Genomic DNA, 13,892 nt, shown 5'->3' with positions numbered 1-13,892 from the left:
GCTTGGCGATTGTCACAAAGTTGTCATATGGAATGTCTAGCGCCCGATGTGGGCGACCTGTGCCCATTGGTGGAGAATCGCCCATGTTTCGCAAAACCGTGCTGGCGTTCGGCCTTGGGCTGGCGATGATTTCGCCCGCCATGGCCGAATCGTTCACCGGCGCGGGGGCCAGCTTTCCTGCCTCACTCTATCAGGCATGGGCCCGCGAATATGCTGCCGCCAGCGGCGATCAGCTGAATTATCAGTCGATTGGCTCGGGCGGCGGGGTGCGCCAGATCATCGCCCATACGGTCGATTTCGGCGCCACCGACAAGCCGTTGAAGCCGGAGGAGTTGAACAAGGCTGGGCTGGTCCAATTTCCCGCCGCGATTGGCGGGGTCGTGCCGGTGTTCAATCTGCCGGGCATCGGGCCGGGGCAATTGCGCCTGTCGGGCGGACTTCTGGGCGAGATTTTTCTGGGCAGGATCAAGCGCTGGAACGATCCGCGCATTGCCGCGCTCAATCCGGGGCTAAAATTGCCGCCTTTCCCGATCACCGTGGTGCATCGCGCCGATGGTTCGGGCACGACTTTCCTGTTCACCACCTATCTGGCCCAGACCTCGCCCGATTGGGCGCGCATTGTGGGCGCCAGCGATGCGGTCAAATGGCCTGCCGGGATCGGGGGCAAGGGCAATGACGGCGTGGCGGCCTTTGTGCGCCAGACTTATGGCGCGCTGGGCTATGTCGAATATATTTACGCCCGCAAGGGCAAGGTCAGCTATGCCCGCGTGGAGAACGCCTCGGGGCAATTCCCGACGCCTGAACCGGCCAGCTTTGCCGCAGCTGCGGCGGCGGCGCCATGGGGCCGGGCGGCAGGCAATTACGTCCTGCTGCTTAACCAGCCCGGCGCCGGGACATGGCCGATTTCGGGCGCGACCTTTATCCTGATGCACCGCGAACAGGAGCGCCCGGAAAAGGGCCGCGCGGTGCTGCGCTTCTTTGACTGGGCTTTTGCGCGCGGCGATGCGACGGCGGCGCGCCTGTCCTATGTGCCGCTGCCCGCCTCGCTCAAAGCCATGGTGCGTCAGCAATGGCGCGCCATCGGAGGCGGCAAATGAGCGTGGAGACCGCTGGCCCCTCGCGCGCGGCGCGGCAGGATGCGTTTTTTCAGGCGCTGTGCTTTTCCGCCGCCATGGTGCTGATGGCCACGCTGGCCGGGCTTCTGATCGCGCTGGTGATCGGGGGCTGGCCCGCGCTGGCGCATTTCGGGCCGAAATTCTTCATCTCCGCCGCATGGGACCCTGTGGCCGAGGATTATGGCGCGGCAGGACCCATTGTCGGCACTCTGGTGACGGCCGGGCTGGCCATGGTGATGGCGCTGCCGCTGGCGGTGGGGATCGCGGTGTTTCTGGTGGAATTCTGCCCCTCGGTGCTGGCCAAATATGTCAGCATGGCGGTTGAGCTGCTGGCGGGCATTCCCTCGATTGTTTACGGCATGTGGGGCCTGTTCGTGCTGGCGCCTTGGTTTGCGCTGCATGTGCAATTGCCGCTGTTCTACGTGGTCGATCCCGACAGTTTTTGGGGCCATCTGTTCGAGGGCATCCCCAATGGCGCGAATATCTTCACCGCCGCGATGATCCTGGCGATCATGGTGCTGCCCTATATCGCCACGGTGCTGCGGGAATTGCTGCTGTCCGTGCCCACCCATGTGCGCGAGGCGGCCTATGGCATGGGCTGCACCCCCTATGAGGTGGTGAGCAAGATCATGCTGCCCTATATCCGGCGCAGCGCGATCGGCGCGGTGATGCTGGGGCTGGGGCGCGCTCTGGGCGAGACGATGGCGGTGACGTTTATCATCGGCAACAGCCATGAATTTCCGCGCAGCCTGTTTGCCAGCGGTTCGACGATTGCCTCCACCATCGCCAATGAATTTGCCGAAGCGAGCAGCGATCTGCATGTCTCGGCGCTGCTGGCGCTGGGACTGGTGCTGTTTGTGATTACCTTTGCCGCGCTGGTGGGCGCGCGGCTGCTGATCGGGCGGGAGAAGGCGTGATGGCATTCAACCGGCATCTTTTCGACCGCCATGCCCGGCGCAAGCTGGTCAATTACGGCTTTGTCGGCCTGACCATGGCGGCCACCGCCGTGGCGGTGATCGCGCTCTTGCTCATCCTGTGGTCGCTGGTGGCCAATGGGCTGGGCGGGATCTCTCTGCATATCTTCACCATGGACCAGCCGCCGCCCGAAATGCCGGGGGGCTTGCGCAACGCCATCCTTGGTTCGCTGGAAATGTGCGCGATCGGCATGGTGATGGCGGTGGTCATCGGCATTCTGGCGGGCACGTGGCTGGCCGAATATGGCGAGGGGAGCAAGCTGGCTGAGGTGGTGCGGTTTTTGAACGACGTGCTCCTGTCGGCGCCCTCGATCCTGATCGGCCTGTTCGTTTATGAACTGTTGGTGCGGCCGCTGCATGGCTTTTCGGCAGGGGCGGGCGCGGTGGCGCTGGCCTTTGTGGCCACGCCCGTGGTGACGCGCACGACCGAGGACATCCTGCGCCTGCAATCGAACCAGTTGCGCGAGGCGGGCATGGCGATGGGCGCGGGCAAGAGCTATGTCATCCGCGCGATCATCTGGCGCGCTTCGCGGCCAGGTCTGGTGACGGGCGCTCTGCTCGGCTTTGCGCGTATTTCGGGCGAAACGGCGCCGCTGCTCTTCACTTCGCTGGGCAATCCCGACCTGTCCTTTGCCCTGACCCAGCCGATGGGCGCCTTGCCCACCACGATCTATCAATTCGCGCTGTCGGCCTTTGACGACTGGCGCGCGCTGGCATGGGTGGGGGCGCTGTTGATTGCCATCACCGTCCTTGCCGCCAACATCATCGGACGCGCTCTGGCGCGCGGGAGCCATCAGTCGTGAATTTTGACGCCAAACAGGCCGATGTCGGCAGCGTGATCCTGCCCCCGCCGATGGAGCAGCGGGTGCTGGATGTGCGCGGGCTCAACTTCTTCTATGGCAAGCATCAGGCGCTGTTCGGCGTTGATCTGCCGGTGGCGCGGGGCAAGATCACCGCGCTGATCGGGCCTTCGGGCTGCGGCAAATCGACGCTGCTGCGCACGCTGAACAAAATCTATGACCTTTATCCGGGCCAACATGCCGAGGGGCAGATCCTGTTCAATGGCGAAAACCTGCTGAACCCGCGTGAAGCGGTCGAGGATGCGCCGCCCGCCGCAGGCCTCGCGATCAACGGCGACAATGCCCGGTTGCGGGCCCGTATCGGCATGGTGTTTCAGCGGCCCACGCCGTTCCCGATGTCGATCTATGAAAACATCGCGTTCGGCGTGCGCCTGCACCGCAATGTCTCGCGCGCGCAGATGGATGAGATCGTCGAAACCTCGCTGACCCGCGCGGCGCTGTGGGACGAGGTCAAGGACAAGCTGGACAAGTCAGGCCTGAGCCTGTCGGGCGGGCAGCAGCAGCGCCTTTGCGTGGCGCGCGGGATCGCGGTGGAGCCGGAAGTGCTGTTGCTCGACGAGCCTGCCTCAGCGCTCGACCCTTTGTCCACGGCGAAGCTGGAAACGGCGCTGATCGAACTCAAGCAGAGCTTCACCATCGTCATCGTCACCCACAACCTGCAGCAGGCGGCGCGGATTTCGGACTACACCGGCTTTATGCTGATGGGCAAAATGGTGGAATTCCGGCCCTCGGGTGAGGCCTTTGTGCGGCCAGCGACGGCGGCGATGCGGGATTATGTGACGGGTAGGTATGGGTAAGAAAAGGGATGATGCGAGGGTCTAGACCCTCGCGCTCCCGTTACTGTCTGCGTTGTGCTATGGGTTCGGCCAAAGTGTGTCGGACGCGAAGTTCCATAATTAAAGCCTGCGGCGCTTTTGAGTCCAAGCTCTCCGCGCCGCAGGCTTTCAAATTTTATTCAATGAACTCCGCCAATCCGGCACCACCCCCTTAACGGGATTGCAAAGGGACAAGTCCCTTTGCCCGCCGGAGGCATAAACTCGCTTTAAGCAGCCAGCTTCAACTCCAGCCGATCCCAGATTTCCACCAACGCCGAGGTCAGATCGCGCATCATCGCCTCGGTATGCTGCGGTCCCGGCGTAAAGCGCAGACGCTCGGTCCCGCGCGGCACGGTGGGAAAGTTGATGGGCTGCACATAGACGCCATATTCGGCCAGCAGGATGTCACTGATCTTCTTGGCCTTGACCGGATCGCCCACCATCAGCGGCACGATATGGGTGGTCGAATTCATCACCGGCAGCCCGGCCTCGCGCATCATGGCCTTGAGGCCCGCCGCCGCCGCCTGCTGGCCATCGCGCTCAACGCTCGACGCCTTCAGATGACGAACCGAGGCCAGCACGCCCGCCACCAGCACCGGCGAGAGCGAGGTGGTGAAGATGAAGCCCGGCGCATAGGAGCGGATCACATCGACGATGCGCTTGTCCGCCGCGATATAGCCGCCCATCACGCCGAATGCCTTGCCCAGCGTGCCTTCGATAATGTCGATGCGGTGGGCGGCATTGTCGCGGTCGGTGATGCCGCCGCCGCGCTGGCCATACATGCCCACGGCATGGACCTCGTCGATATAGGTCAGCGCGTTGTACTTTTCCGCCAGATCGCAGATTTCGTGGATCGGGGCGATATCGCCATCCATCGAATAGACCGATTCAAACGCCACCAGCTTGGGCACGTTGGGATCGGTTTCCTTCAGCAGTTCTTCCAGATGCTCGACATCATTGTGACGGAACACCTTCTTTTCCGCGCCCGAATTGCGGATGCCGGCAATCATGCTGGCATGGTTCAATTCGTCGGAAAAGATCACGCATCCGGGCAGGATCTTGGCCAGCGTGGAGAGCGTGGCATCATTCGACACATAGCCCGAGGTGAAGAGCAGCGCGCCCTGCTTGCCGTGCAGGTCGGCCAGCTCTTCTTCCAACTGGATATGGTAATGGGTGTTGCCGCCGATGTTGCGCGTGCCGCCCGAACCCGCGCCCACGTCATGCAGCGCTTCTTCCATCGCGGCGATCACCTTGGGGTGTTGCCCCATCGCCAGATAGTCGTTGCTGCACCACACCGTGATCGGCTTGGGGCCGTTATGTCCGGCAAAACAGCGCGCGTTGGGATAGGCGCCCTTGTTGCGCAGGATGTCGATAAACACGCGATACCGCCCTTCGGAATGCAGGCGGTCGATAGCTGCGTCGAAAATCTGGTCGTAGTTCACTGGCTCTAATCCTGAACGGCACCGTATGGATCCGGCTTTCCGGCTCTCCCCCCTTAGAACATATGAGGGGATGCATAAAATGACCAGAGTCAAACAGTGAGATAGGGCATTCTGTCCAAAAGTAGTATTCGTCTTTGTCGCAGACCGATCATTAAGGCGATCAGAACACGGCGATCCGCATCAGCCCGCGCTGGTGCAGCGCCGGCTCCAGACCGGCGATGCCATCCCCGCTGGTGAACAGGGCGAGGTCCTCGGTATTGCGGCTAAACTCCTGACCTTGGGTCAAAAAGGCGATGCGGCGTGCGATGCCGTCGGCCCCGTCGATAAAGCGCACGCCCGGACCAAATGCCTCGCCCAACTCCTGCACCAAGAGCGGGAAATGGGTGCAGGCCAGCACCACCGTATCGATGCGATCCCCGCCCTGTTGATCGCGCAGCCCCGCAACCGCCCGCGCAATCAACCGGGAATCGACCGGCAGGCCCCGCAATTTCGCCTCCGCCGCCTCAACCAGTTCGGGCGCACCATGGCGCAACAGCCGTTTACCGGCGGCAAATTCATGCTCCAGTCGATCCACATAGGCCTGCCGGATCGTCGCCTGCGTACCCAGCAGGCCGATCACGCCGGTCTGCGTCATCGCGGCGGCAGGCTTGATCGCGGGCACGGTACCGACAATCGGCACCTCCAGCACCTCGCGCACGCTCGACAGGGCAATCGTGCTGGCCGTGTTGCAGGCGATGCAGACAAGGCGCGGGCGCAAACGCTCGGTCATCCGCCCCAGCAGGCCCGACACGCGCGCCGCGATCTGCGCCTCGCTCTTGGTGCCATAGGGCAGGCCCGCATTGTCCGCGACATAGATCACCGGGGCTTGCGGCAAATGGCGGCGCAGCGCGTCGAGCACGGTCAACCCGCCGACGCCGGAATCGAACAGCAGGATGGGGGCGGAAGGGGCGATCAGTTCGTCGGGAGTCGGGGCCATGTCAGTCCCTCTTTAGGAGGGATTGCGGCAAAAAGGAAAGAGAAGGGGGTTCGACAAAGCCTCCGCTGCGACTAAAGGAGGGGTGAACGCGCCCTTTGGTTAAAACATCGGGCGCCAACAAGGGTGAATGCAATGTCTTTGATGGTGGCCTCGGTGCTGGGTTACGCGCTGGGTTCGGTGCCTTTTGGTCTGCTGTTGACGCGGGCCTTTGGCGCGGGCGATCTGCGCTCGATCGGATCGGGCAATATCGGGGCGACCAATGTGCTGCGCACCGGGCGCAAAGGTCTGGCGGCGGCCACGCTGCTGCTCGACGGCGGCAAGGGCGCGGCGGCGGTGCTGATCGCGGGCATGCTGCCTGCCGGGCAATTTGCCGATGGGGCCGCCGGGGCGACATGGCTGGCGCTGGCGGGCGGGGCCGGGGCGATGGTGGGCCATTGCTTCCCGGTGTGGTTGAAATTCAAAGGCGGCAAGGGCGTGGCCACCATGCTGGGCGTGGCGCTGGGGCTGGCATGGCCGGTCGGGCTGCTGTGCCTGCTGGCATGGGTGGGCATGTTCAAGCTCTCGCGCATTTCCAGCGTGGGCGGCATGAGCGCCGCGTTGGCCGCGCCGATTGGCGCGTTGGCGCTGGGGCATGTGGCGATGGTGCCGGTACTGGCCGCGCTGGCGGCGCTGGTGCTGTATCAGCATCGTGAAAATATCGCCCGCCTGCGCGCCGGGACCGAGCCGAAAGTGGGCGCAAAAAAGGGATGAGCGAGCCGGGCGACGAGGCGCAGTCGGGCGCAGGTTTCACTCTGACGCGCGAGGAAGGGCTGGCGCGCATCCGCCTGATCCGTTCGCCCAACATCGGTCCGGTCACCTTCGGGCAATTGCTGCGCCGTTTTGGCGATGCGCGCCGCGCGCTTGACGCTTTGCCCGATCTGGCCGCCAGAGGGGATGGACGCAGCAGCGCCAAGGGCCGTAAACCCTATCGCGCCATCGACATTGGCGTGGTCGAGGCCGAGATCAAGGCCGTCCGCGCCGCCGGTGCGCGCTATATCTTTCACGATTCGCCCGATTATCCTCCCTTGCTGCGCCAGCTCGATTCGGCTCCGCCTTTATTGATCGCGCGGGGGCGGGCTGATCTGTCGCGGGCCGCGCCCGTGGCCATGGTGGGCGCGCGCAATGCCAGCGCGGGTGCAATGCGTCTGGCCCGTGAAATGGCAGGCGCGCTGGCCGAAGCAGGCTATCCGGTGGTTTCGGGCCTAGCGCGGGGGATTGACGCTGCTGCGCATCAGGGCGCGTTGGCCGGCCGCGGAGAGACCTATACCAGCGGCTGCACGATTGCCGTCATCGGCGGCGGCATCGACGTCGCGTACCCACCCGAACATGCCGCGCTGCAATCGCGCATCGCCGAGGAGGGCCTGCTGTTGACCGAGGCGCCCCCGGGCGTCGAGCCGACACAGCGTCATTTCCCGGCGCGCAATCGCATCATCGCCGGGATTGCGGCGGGCACAGTGGTGGTCGAGGCCGCGTTCAAGTCCGGCTCGCTGATAACCGCGCGGCTGGCGGGCGATTACGGGCGCGAGGTGATGGCGGTGCCCGGCTCTCCGCTCGACCCGCGCAGCCATGGCTGCAACGAAATGATCCGCGAGGGGGCCATCCTGATCCAGCGGGCCGAGGATATTATCGAGCTGATCGCCAGTTTCGACGGCCTGTCGCGTTCGCATTTCCATGAAGAGGATCACGCCCCGCTCGATGGCTTTGGCGGTGATCGCCTGCCAGAGGCGGATGAGGCCGGGGATGAGGCCGAGGAGGGTGGCGCCGATGCCAATGACCGGATCGCCGCGCTGCTTGGCCCGGCGCCGGTGGGGGTGGACGAGATCGTGCGCCAGTCGGGCCTGAGCGCCGGGGGTGTGCAGATGGCGCTGATCGAGCTGGAGCTGGGCGGGGTGATCCAGCGTCATGCCGGGGGGCGGGTCAGCCGCATTGTGTGATTTGTCCATGGCGCGCTCCGTAAATCTGCGTGGGATTTTCGGCCCGGAGCGCCCGCGGGTAAAGTTGCGATAGTTCCGAAACGAACCTGCCGCTGTCTTATGGCTGTCAAAATGCCATGAGAATGGACCCGCCACACGCCCTCTTGACGAAGGCACGCCCGCCCCGCCACCATCGCGCGTATACGTGAGGCCCGGCGCTCTAAGGGGCAATCGGGCTTCACAAGCCTTTCAATTGGGGGCATGGCCGCATTGTCGGCCCTGCGGCCATCGCGGCCAGAGCGTCCCTCTTAGATAGTACAAGAGAAACCATGCAGCTTGTTATTGTCGAATCCCCGGCCAAGGCGAAAACCATCGAGAAGTATCTCGGCAAGGATTATCGGGTGCTGGCCAGCTATGGCCATGTTCGCGACTTGCCGCCCAAGGATGGATCGGTGCGGCCCGATGAAGATTTCGCGATGGACTGGGAACTGTATGGCGACAAGCAGGCCCGCGTGCGCGAGATTGCCGACCTTGCCAAGCAGGCCGACCGACTGATCCTGGCGACTGACCCTGATCGCGAGGGTGAGGCGATTTCGTGGCATGTGCGCGAACTGCTGGCCAAGCGGCGGGCGTTGCCCAAGGAGGTTGAGCGCGTTACCTTCAACGCGATCACCAAGGATGCCGTCACCACGGCGATGAAGCACCCGCGCGAGCTGGATCAGGATCTGATCGATGCCTATCTGGCGCGGCGCGCGCTGGACTATCTGTTCGGGTTCACGCTCTCGCCGGTGCTGTGGCGCAAATTGCCCGGCGCCAAATCGGCGGGCCGCGTGCAGTCGGTGGCGCTGCGCCTGATTGTTCAGCGCGAGCGCGAGATCGAGGTCTTCAAGCCCGAGGAATATTGGCAGGTCATCGCGCGCATGATGCACGACGGCTCGCAATTCCCGGCGCGTCTGGTCAAGTTTGAAGGCAAGAAGCTGGAGAAGCTGAGCCTTGGCGAGGCGGGCATTGCCAATCGCGCCAAGGCGGCGGTGGAGCAGGGCGCCTTCCGCGTGGGGGAGGTGGAAACCAAGCCGGTCCGCCGCAATCCCTATCCGCCATTCACCACATCGACGCTGCAGCAGGAAGCCGCGCGCAAGCTGGGCTTTTCGGCCAGCCACACGATGCGCGTGGCGCAAACGCTGTATGAGGCGGGTGCGATCACCTATATGCGTACCGACGGCGTGCAGATGGACCCCAGCGCCATTTCCGCCGCCCGCCGCGAGATTACCGAGCGTTTCTCGGGCCATTACTGCCCGGAAAAGCCGCGCCACTATGAAACCAAGGCCAAGAATGCGCAGGAGGCCCACGAGGCTATCCGCCCGACCGAGTTTGGCCGCGACCATTACGGCAGCGGCGACGAGGCGCGCCTCTATGACCTGATCTGGAAGCGCGCGCTGGCCAGCCAGATGGCTTCGGCGGCGCTGGAGCGCACCACCGTGACGATGCGCGACGGCACAGGCCAGCATGAGCTGCGCGCGACGGGGCAGGTGGTCAAGTTCCCCGGCTTTATGGCGGTCTATGACGAAAGCCGTGATAACAAGGCCGACGATGATGATGATGCGAACCTGCTGCCTCTGATGAACAAGGGCGATATGCCCTTGAAGCAGGGCGTGGAGGCCACCCAGCATTTCACCCAGCCGCCGCCGCGCTATTCCGAAGCGTCGCTGGTCAAGCGTCTGGAAGAATTGGGCATCGGGCGTCCTTCGACCTATGCGGCCACGCTTCAGGTGTTGAAGGACCGCGCCTATGTGCGCACCGAGAAAAACCGCTTCTTTGCCGAGGAAACCGGGCGTCTCCTCACCTCCTTCCTCGAACGTTTCTTTGACCGCTATGTCGCCTATGAATTTACGGCGGGCATGGAGGATGAGCTGGACGACGTTTCGGGTGGGCGGGCGCAATGGCGCACGGTGCTTGAGGCGTTCTGGAAGGATTTCAAGCCCAAGTCCGACGAGGTGATGGAGAAGAAGCCCTCGGAAGTGACCGAGGCGCTCGATGAGTTCCTCTCCGATTATCTGTTCCCCCCGCGTGAGGATGGGACGGACCCGCGCAAATGTCCGCAATGCGAGGCGGGGCGTCTGTCCCTGCGCGGCGGCAAGTATGGTGCGTTTGTCGCCTGTTCGAACTATCCGGAATGCAAATTCACCCGCAAATTCGCGCAGCCGGGCGGCAGCGCCGATGCGGGCGAGGAAGGCGAACTGGGCAAGCACCCGGAAACTGGCGAGCCGATCATGCGCAAAGCGGGCCGCTTTGGCCCCTATATCCAGATGGGCGAGGGCGACACGCGCAAGATGGCGTCGATCCCCAAGGATATTGGCGAGATGACGCTGGACTGGGCGGTCAAGCTGTTGTCCTTGCCGCGCACCATCGGGCCGCATCCCGAAAGCGGCGAGCCGATCACCGCGAGCATTGGCCGCTATGGCCCTTATCTGGCGCATAATGGCAAATATGCGCGGTTGCGGGCCACTGCCGAAGTGTTCGAAACGGGCATGAATCTGGCCGTGACCAAGCTGGCCGAGGCGGCGGCGGGCGGCGGGCGCAGCCGCAATGCCCCTGCCGAGCCGCTCAAGGTGTTTGGCGCCCACCCCACCACCGGGGGCGAGATCAAGCTGCTGGCGGGACGATACGGCGCCTATGTGACCGATGGCACGACCAATGCCACGCTGCCCAAGGCGGTTGAGCAGGACAAGCTGACGCTGGAACAGGCGATCGCGCTGATCGACGAAAAGGCGGCCAAGGGGCCGAGCACCAAGGGCAAGAAGAAGGCCCCCGCGAAAAAAACCGCGCCCAAGAAGGCAGCGGCCAAGAAAGATGATGGCGAAGCGCCTGCCGCCAAGAAGCTTGCCGCCAAGAAGGCTCCGGCCAAGAAGGCAGCCCCGAAGAAAGCTGCGGCCAAGGCCTGATTATCGGCAGTCTGAGTTTTGCAGACAAAGAAAAGGGCCGCGCCGGACATCTCCGGCGCGGCCCTTTTCGTTTTGCCCCTTATGGCCGGTTGTTCAGCCGATAGATCAACAGATCGCGCCATCCGACATGCACCAGACCGGCCAGTTGATAATCCCGCCTGAGATGCTGGAACATCACATTGCGCGTGTGCCAGTTCACCGGCAGCGACGAGGGCTCAACCGTCATCACCACCACCTGCGGGCGCTTGGCCAGAATGTTGCGCACCTCTTGCCCCGCATCGACGCCCAGCGCGTTGACATCGACCATGCCGTTGAGATGGTTGGGGAATATATAGCGCGTGACAAAGCAGGCATTGGCCATGTGATAGAGGATCGGATCGCCCTCGTTGATATAGACGCAGCCCTGCCCGGTGGGCGTTGCCGCCGCGTTGCGGATGATGTCGGCGGCCACCTCGACCTCTTCGGAGGTGCCATGGTGACGCGTGTTATAGATCGTCACCACGGCGGCTGCGACCATGCCGATGCCCAGCATGAAATGCGTGTACCAGCGGAACGGCCGGGCGCGCCCCAGCGCAGGCGCGGCCAGCGCCATCAGAGGCACCAGCAGCGGTGCGACATAATGGTCATACCACGTGCCAAAGATCAGGAACCCGGCCACCGCCACCCCGGCCCAGATCCGCAGGAAACCCTGTGCCGGGCGCGCGGCAAAGCGCAGCGGCGGCATCTTGCGCGGCGCCCAAAAGATCGCCGCCCAGACCGGCGACAGCGCCAGCGTTTCCTTGAACAGGCGGAACAGCGAACCGTCGAGATCCTCATGCCGGCCAAAGATCGAGAGGAAATTGGCCTGCGCAAAGGCCATGCCATGGCCCATCGCAATATAGACGCCCCATGCCGCCAGCGTGGGCAACAGCGCCACGCCCGCCCAGCCGGTGGCCGCTGCCATCACCCGCCCATGCGACCAGCCCAGCGCCCGCGCGCGGAACATCAGCATCAGCCCAAAGGCCAGACCTTCGAACACGACCGTGTATTTGATCTGAAGCGAGACGCCGACCACCGCCATGATCGCCAGACCATGCAGGAACAGGCGTCGGTCGGTCTTGGCCGTCCACACGCCCATCATGCCAAGGCCCGCCAGAGCCATCAGTAGATTGTAGAAAACCGGCGCCTGTCCGCCAAAGCAGAAGAAGGCCGAGAGGAACATCTGATAGGCAACACCGGCCCACCACGCGCCCATCGGCGAGGCGATTTCGCGCGCCATGCGATAGATGACCAGCGACGTTCCCGCCACGCAGGCCAGCGCCACCAGTTGATATTGCAGGATTCCGTCGCCCCCCAGCAACCGAATCGCAGCATAGAGCAGGAACAGGCCAACCGGCTTGCGGTCCCAGATGTCCACAAAGGGCACCGCGCCATGCAGCATGCGGTCGCCCACGAGCAGATAGAATTGCTCGTCGATATGGATAACAGGAAAGCCCAGCGTGGCGCCGCGCAGCACCAGTCCCACCGCCAGATAGGCAAAGCCCATTAGCAGCAGATTGACTCCGCGCACCGCGCCCAGCCCGGCCCTTTCGGCCACGCCCTGCAAGGGCTGGCTGATCTTGGGAGCTTCCGCTCTGGCTGCACCCCGCAGCCGCGCCGGAAGTTCTGCGATATATTCGACCATCAAACACTCCGTCCGTCTGATCGCCTTTACAAACCGCAACAGACCCCCATCTGCATTGCGGTCAGGCCATCAACCCCCGATGCCCAGTTTCGATTCTGTGCTTTCACTTCATGGTTTCGAACCAAACTGTCTTGTCGCAGCTTTCAGCCGATTTGCCATAACCTTTGCCATAATCTTTGTACGCCTGTCTCACAATAGATCAGGCAAGGTGCTTGAGCACACCTGATAGGTTGCCGGGCGCGCCTCAGCGCACCCATTCCAGCCCGATCTCCTCGTAGATTTCGCGCGCATCGGCCCAGTTTTCGTCAACCTTGACGTGCAGGAACAGGTGAACCTTGACCCCCAGCAGTTGCGCCAGCTCGGTCCGCGCCGCCTCGCCGATCGCTTTCAGGCGCGCGCCGCGCTTGCCCAGCACGATGGATTTCTGGCTTTCGCGGGCGATCACGATCTGCTGGCGAACCTCGACGCTGCCATCCTTGCGGTGGGTATAGCTTTCGGGGCGCACGGTGCTGTCATAGGGCAGCTCGTCATGCAGTTGGCGATAGAGCTGTTCGCGGGTGATTTCGCAGGCCATCAGCCGTTCCGAGGCGTCGGAAACCTGATCCTCGGGGAAATTCCAGGGGCCTGCGGGCATCAGGTCCGCCAGACGGGCCTTCAACTGTGCCACGCCATCGCCGGTCGAGGCCGAGATGAAGAAGACCTCGGCAAAATCGACCGCTTGCGTCAGTTCCTGCGCCAGAACCAGCAGCGGCTCCTTGGGGCACAGATCGACCTTGTTGAGCGCGAGCAGCTTGCGCTCCGGGCGGCCCTTGAGCGATTCGAGGATTTCTTCCAGCCCCTGCCGGTTCTTCTTGGCGGCATCGACGACCAGCAGGATGGCATCGGCCTCGCTGGCGCCTTCCCATGCGGCGGCGACCATTGCGCGGTCCAGACGGCGGCGCGGGGTGAAAATGCCGGGCGTGTCGGCCAGAATGATCTGGCTGTTATGCTTGTCGGTCTGTTCCAGCGCGATGCCCATCAGGCGCGCGCGGGTGGTCTGCGCCTTTTGCGAGACAATCGCCACCTTTTGCCCGACCAGCGCGTTAACCAGCGTGGACTTGCCCGCATTGGGGGCGCCGAGCACGGCCACGAGGCCACAAGATTCTGCGATTTC

The 13,892-nt window shown here is 63.7% G+C and carries 11 protein-coding genes; 7 read left to right on the top strand and 4 right to left on the bottom strand.

Going from position 1 to position 13,892, the window contains the following annotated elements; genetic code table 11:
- The first annotated feature begins 83 nt into the window (after nucleotides 1-83).
- From pstS to pstB, 4 genes are read left to right on the top strand one after another with little or no spacing between them, the layout of a single operon-like run.
- Nucleotides 84-1,097 (top strand): phosphate ABC transporter substrate-binding protein PstS, encoded by a 1,014-nt coding sequence (gene pstS, locus GGR38_RS02110; protein ID WP_183622163.1) that lies wholly within the window; start codon nucleotides 84-86, stop codon nucleotides 1,095-1,097.
- Entirely contained in the window at nucleotides 1,094-2,032 is a 939-nt protein-coding gene (gene pstC / locus GGR38_RS02105; RefSeq protein ID WP_183622161.1) for a phosphate ABC transporter permease subunit PstC, read from the top strand. Before pstS ends, pstC begins: the two co-directional genes overlap by 4 nt.
- Complete coding sequence (gene pstA, locus GGR38_RS02100) at nucleotides 2,032-2,892, top strand: phosphate ABC transporter permease PstA (RefSeq protein ID WP_183622159.1); 861 nt, start codon at nucleotides 2,032-2,034, stop codon at nucleotides 2,890-2,892. Before pstC ends, pstA begins: the two co-directional genes overlap by 1 nt.
- 50 nt (nucleotides 2,893-2,942) lie before the next feature.
- Entirely contained in the window at nucleotides 2,943-3,746 is an 804-nt protein-coding gene (gene pstB, locus GGR38_RS02095) for a phosphate ABC transporter ATP-binding protein PstB (protein ID WP_183622363.1), read from the top strand.
- 245 nt (nucleotides 3,747-3,991) lie between these two features.
- On the opposite strand, the gene hemA is transcribed toward pstB, so the two are convergent.
- Both hemA and murI read right to left on the bottom strand, forming a co-directional pair.
- Nucleotides 3,992-5,206 (bottom strand): 5-aminolevulinate synthase, encoded by a 1,215-nt coding sequence (gene hemA / locus GGR38_RS02090; RefSeq protein WP_183622157.1) that lies wholly within the window; start codon nucleotides 5,204-5,206, stop codon nucleotides 3,992-3,994.
- A gap of 160 nt (nucleotides 5,207-5,366) precedes the next feature.
- Nucleotides 5,367-6,182 (bottom strand): glutamate racemase, encoded by an 816-nt coding sequence (murI, locus tag GGR38_RS02085; RefSeq protein WP_183622155.1) that lies wholly within the window; start codon nucleotides 6,180-6,182, stop codon nucleotides 5,367-5,369.
- A 132-nt stretch (nucleotides 6,183-6,314) separates the two neighbouring features.
- On the opposite strand from murI, the gene plsY reads away from it, so the two are divergent.
- The 3 genes from plsY (at nucleotide 6,315) to topA (ending at nucleotide 11,076) form a co-directional block, all read left to right on the top strand.
- Complete coding sequence (gene plsY / locus GGR38_RS02080) at nucleotides 6,315-6,932, top strand: glycerol-3-phosphate 1-O-acyltransferase PlsY (protein ID WP_183622153.1); 618 nt, start codon at nucleotides 6,315-6,317, stop codon at nucleotides 6,930-6,932.
- Nucleotides 6,929-8,155 carry a DNA-processing protein DprA gene (gene dprA / locus GGR38_RS02075; protein WP_183622151.1) on the top strand — a complete coding sequence of 409 codons (1,227 nt, stop codon included), beginning with the start codon at nucleotides 6,929-6,931 and terminating at the stop codon, nucleotides 8,153-8,155. Before plsY ends, dprA begins: the two co-directional genes overlap by 4 nt.
- A gap of 308 nt (nucleotides 8,156-8,463) precedes the next feature.
- Nucleotides 8,464-11,076: a type I DNA topoisomerase gene (gene topA / locus GGR38_RS02070; RefSeq protein WP_183622149.1), complete on the top strand. Its 2,613-nt coding sequence runs from the start codon at nucleotides 8,464-8,466 to the stop codon at nucleotides 11,074-11,076.
- A gap of 79 nt (nucleotides 11,077-11,155) precedes the next feature.
- On the opposite strand, the gene GGR38_RS02065 is transcribed toward topA, so the two are convergent.
- Together GGR38_RS02065 and era are read right to left on the bottom strand one after the other, a co-directional pair.
- Nucleotides 11,156-12,739 carry an ArnT family glycosyltransferase gene (locus GGR38_RS02065; RefSeq protein WP_183622147.1) on the bottom strand — a complete coding sequence of 528 codons (1,584 nt, stop codon included), beginning with the start codon at nucleotides 12,737-12,739 and terminating at the stop codon, nucleotides 11,156-11,158.
- Between the two features lie 244 nt (nucleotides 12,740-12,983).
- A complete protein-coding gene (gene era, locus GGR38_RS02060; protein WP_425497036.1) occupies nucleotides 12,984-13,889 on the bottom strand; it encodes a GTPase Era in 906 nt (301 codons plus the stop codon).
- Nucleotides 13,890-13,892 lie beyond the last annotated feature (3 nt).

Origin of the sequence: Novosphingobium sediminicola (assembly GCF_014196525.1) — a bacterium.
Taxonomy (GTDB): domain Bacteria; phylum Pseudomonadota; class Alphaproteobacteria; order Sphingomonadales; family Sphingomonadaceae; genus Novosphingobium; species Novosphingobium sediminicola.
The sequence above is the reverse complement of the archived record's forward strand: the minus strand, read 5'-3'. Positions and strand labels throughout refer to the sequence as shown.

Excerpts from the sequence above, each read along its gene's own strand:
- pstS (WP_183622163.1), top strand. The coding sequence starts at position 84 with ATGTTTCGCAAAACCGTGCTGGCGTTCGGCCTTGGGCTGGCGATGATT.
- pstC (WP_183622161.1), top strand. The coding sequence starts at position 1,094 with ATGAGCGTGGAGACCGCTGGCCCCTCGCGCGCGGCGCGGCAGGATGCG.
- pstA (WP_183622159.1), top strand. The coding sequence starts at position 2,032 with ATGGCATTCAACCGGCATCTTTTCGACCGCCATGCCCGGCGCAAGCTG.
- pstB (WP_183622363.1), top strand. The coding sequence starts at position 2,943 with ATGGAGCAGCGGGTGCTGGATGTGCGCGGGCTCAACTTCTTCTATGGC.
- murI (WP_183622155.1), bottom strand. The coding sequence starts at position 6,182 with ATGGCCCCGACTCCCGACGAACTGATCGCCCCTTCCGCCCCCATCCTG.
- plsY (WP_183622153.1), top strand. The coding sequence starts at position 6,315 with ATGTCTTTGATGGTGGCCTCGGTGCTGGGTTACGCGCTGGGTTCGGTG.
- dprA (WP_183622151.1), top strand. The coding sequence starts at position 6,929 with ATGAGCGAGCCGGGCGACGAGGCGCAGTCGGGCGCAGGTTTCACTCTG.
- topA (WP_183622149.1), top strand. The coding sequence starts at position 8,464 with ATGCAGCTTGTTATTGTCGAATCCCCGGCCAAGGCGAAAACCATCGAG.
- GGR38_RS02065 (WP_183622147.1), bottom strand. The coding sequence starts at position 12,739 with ATGGTCGAATATATCGCAGAACTTCCGGCGCGGCTGCGGGGTGCAGCC.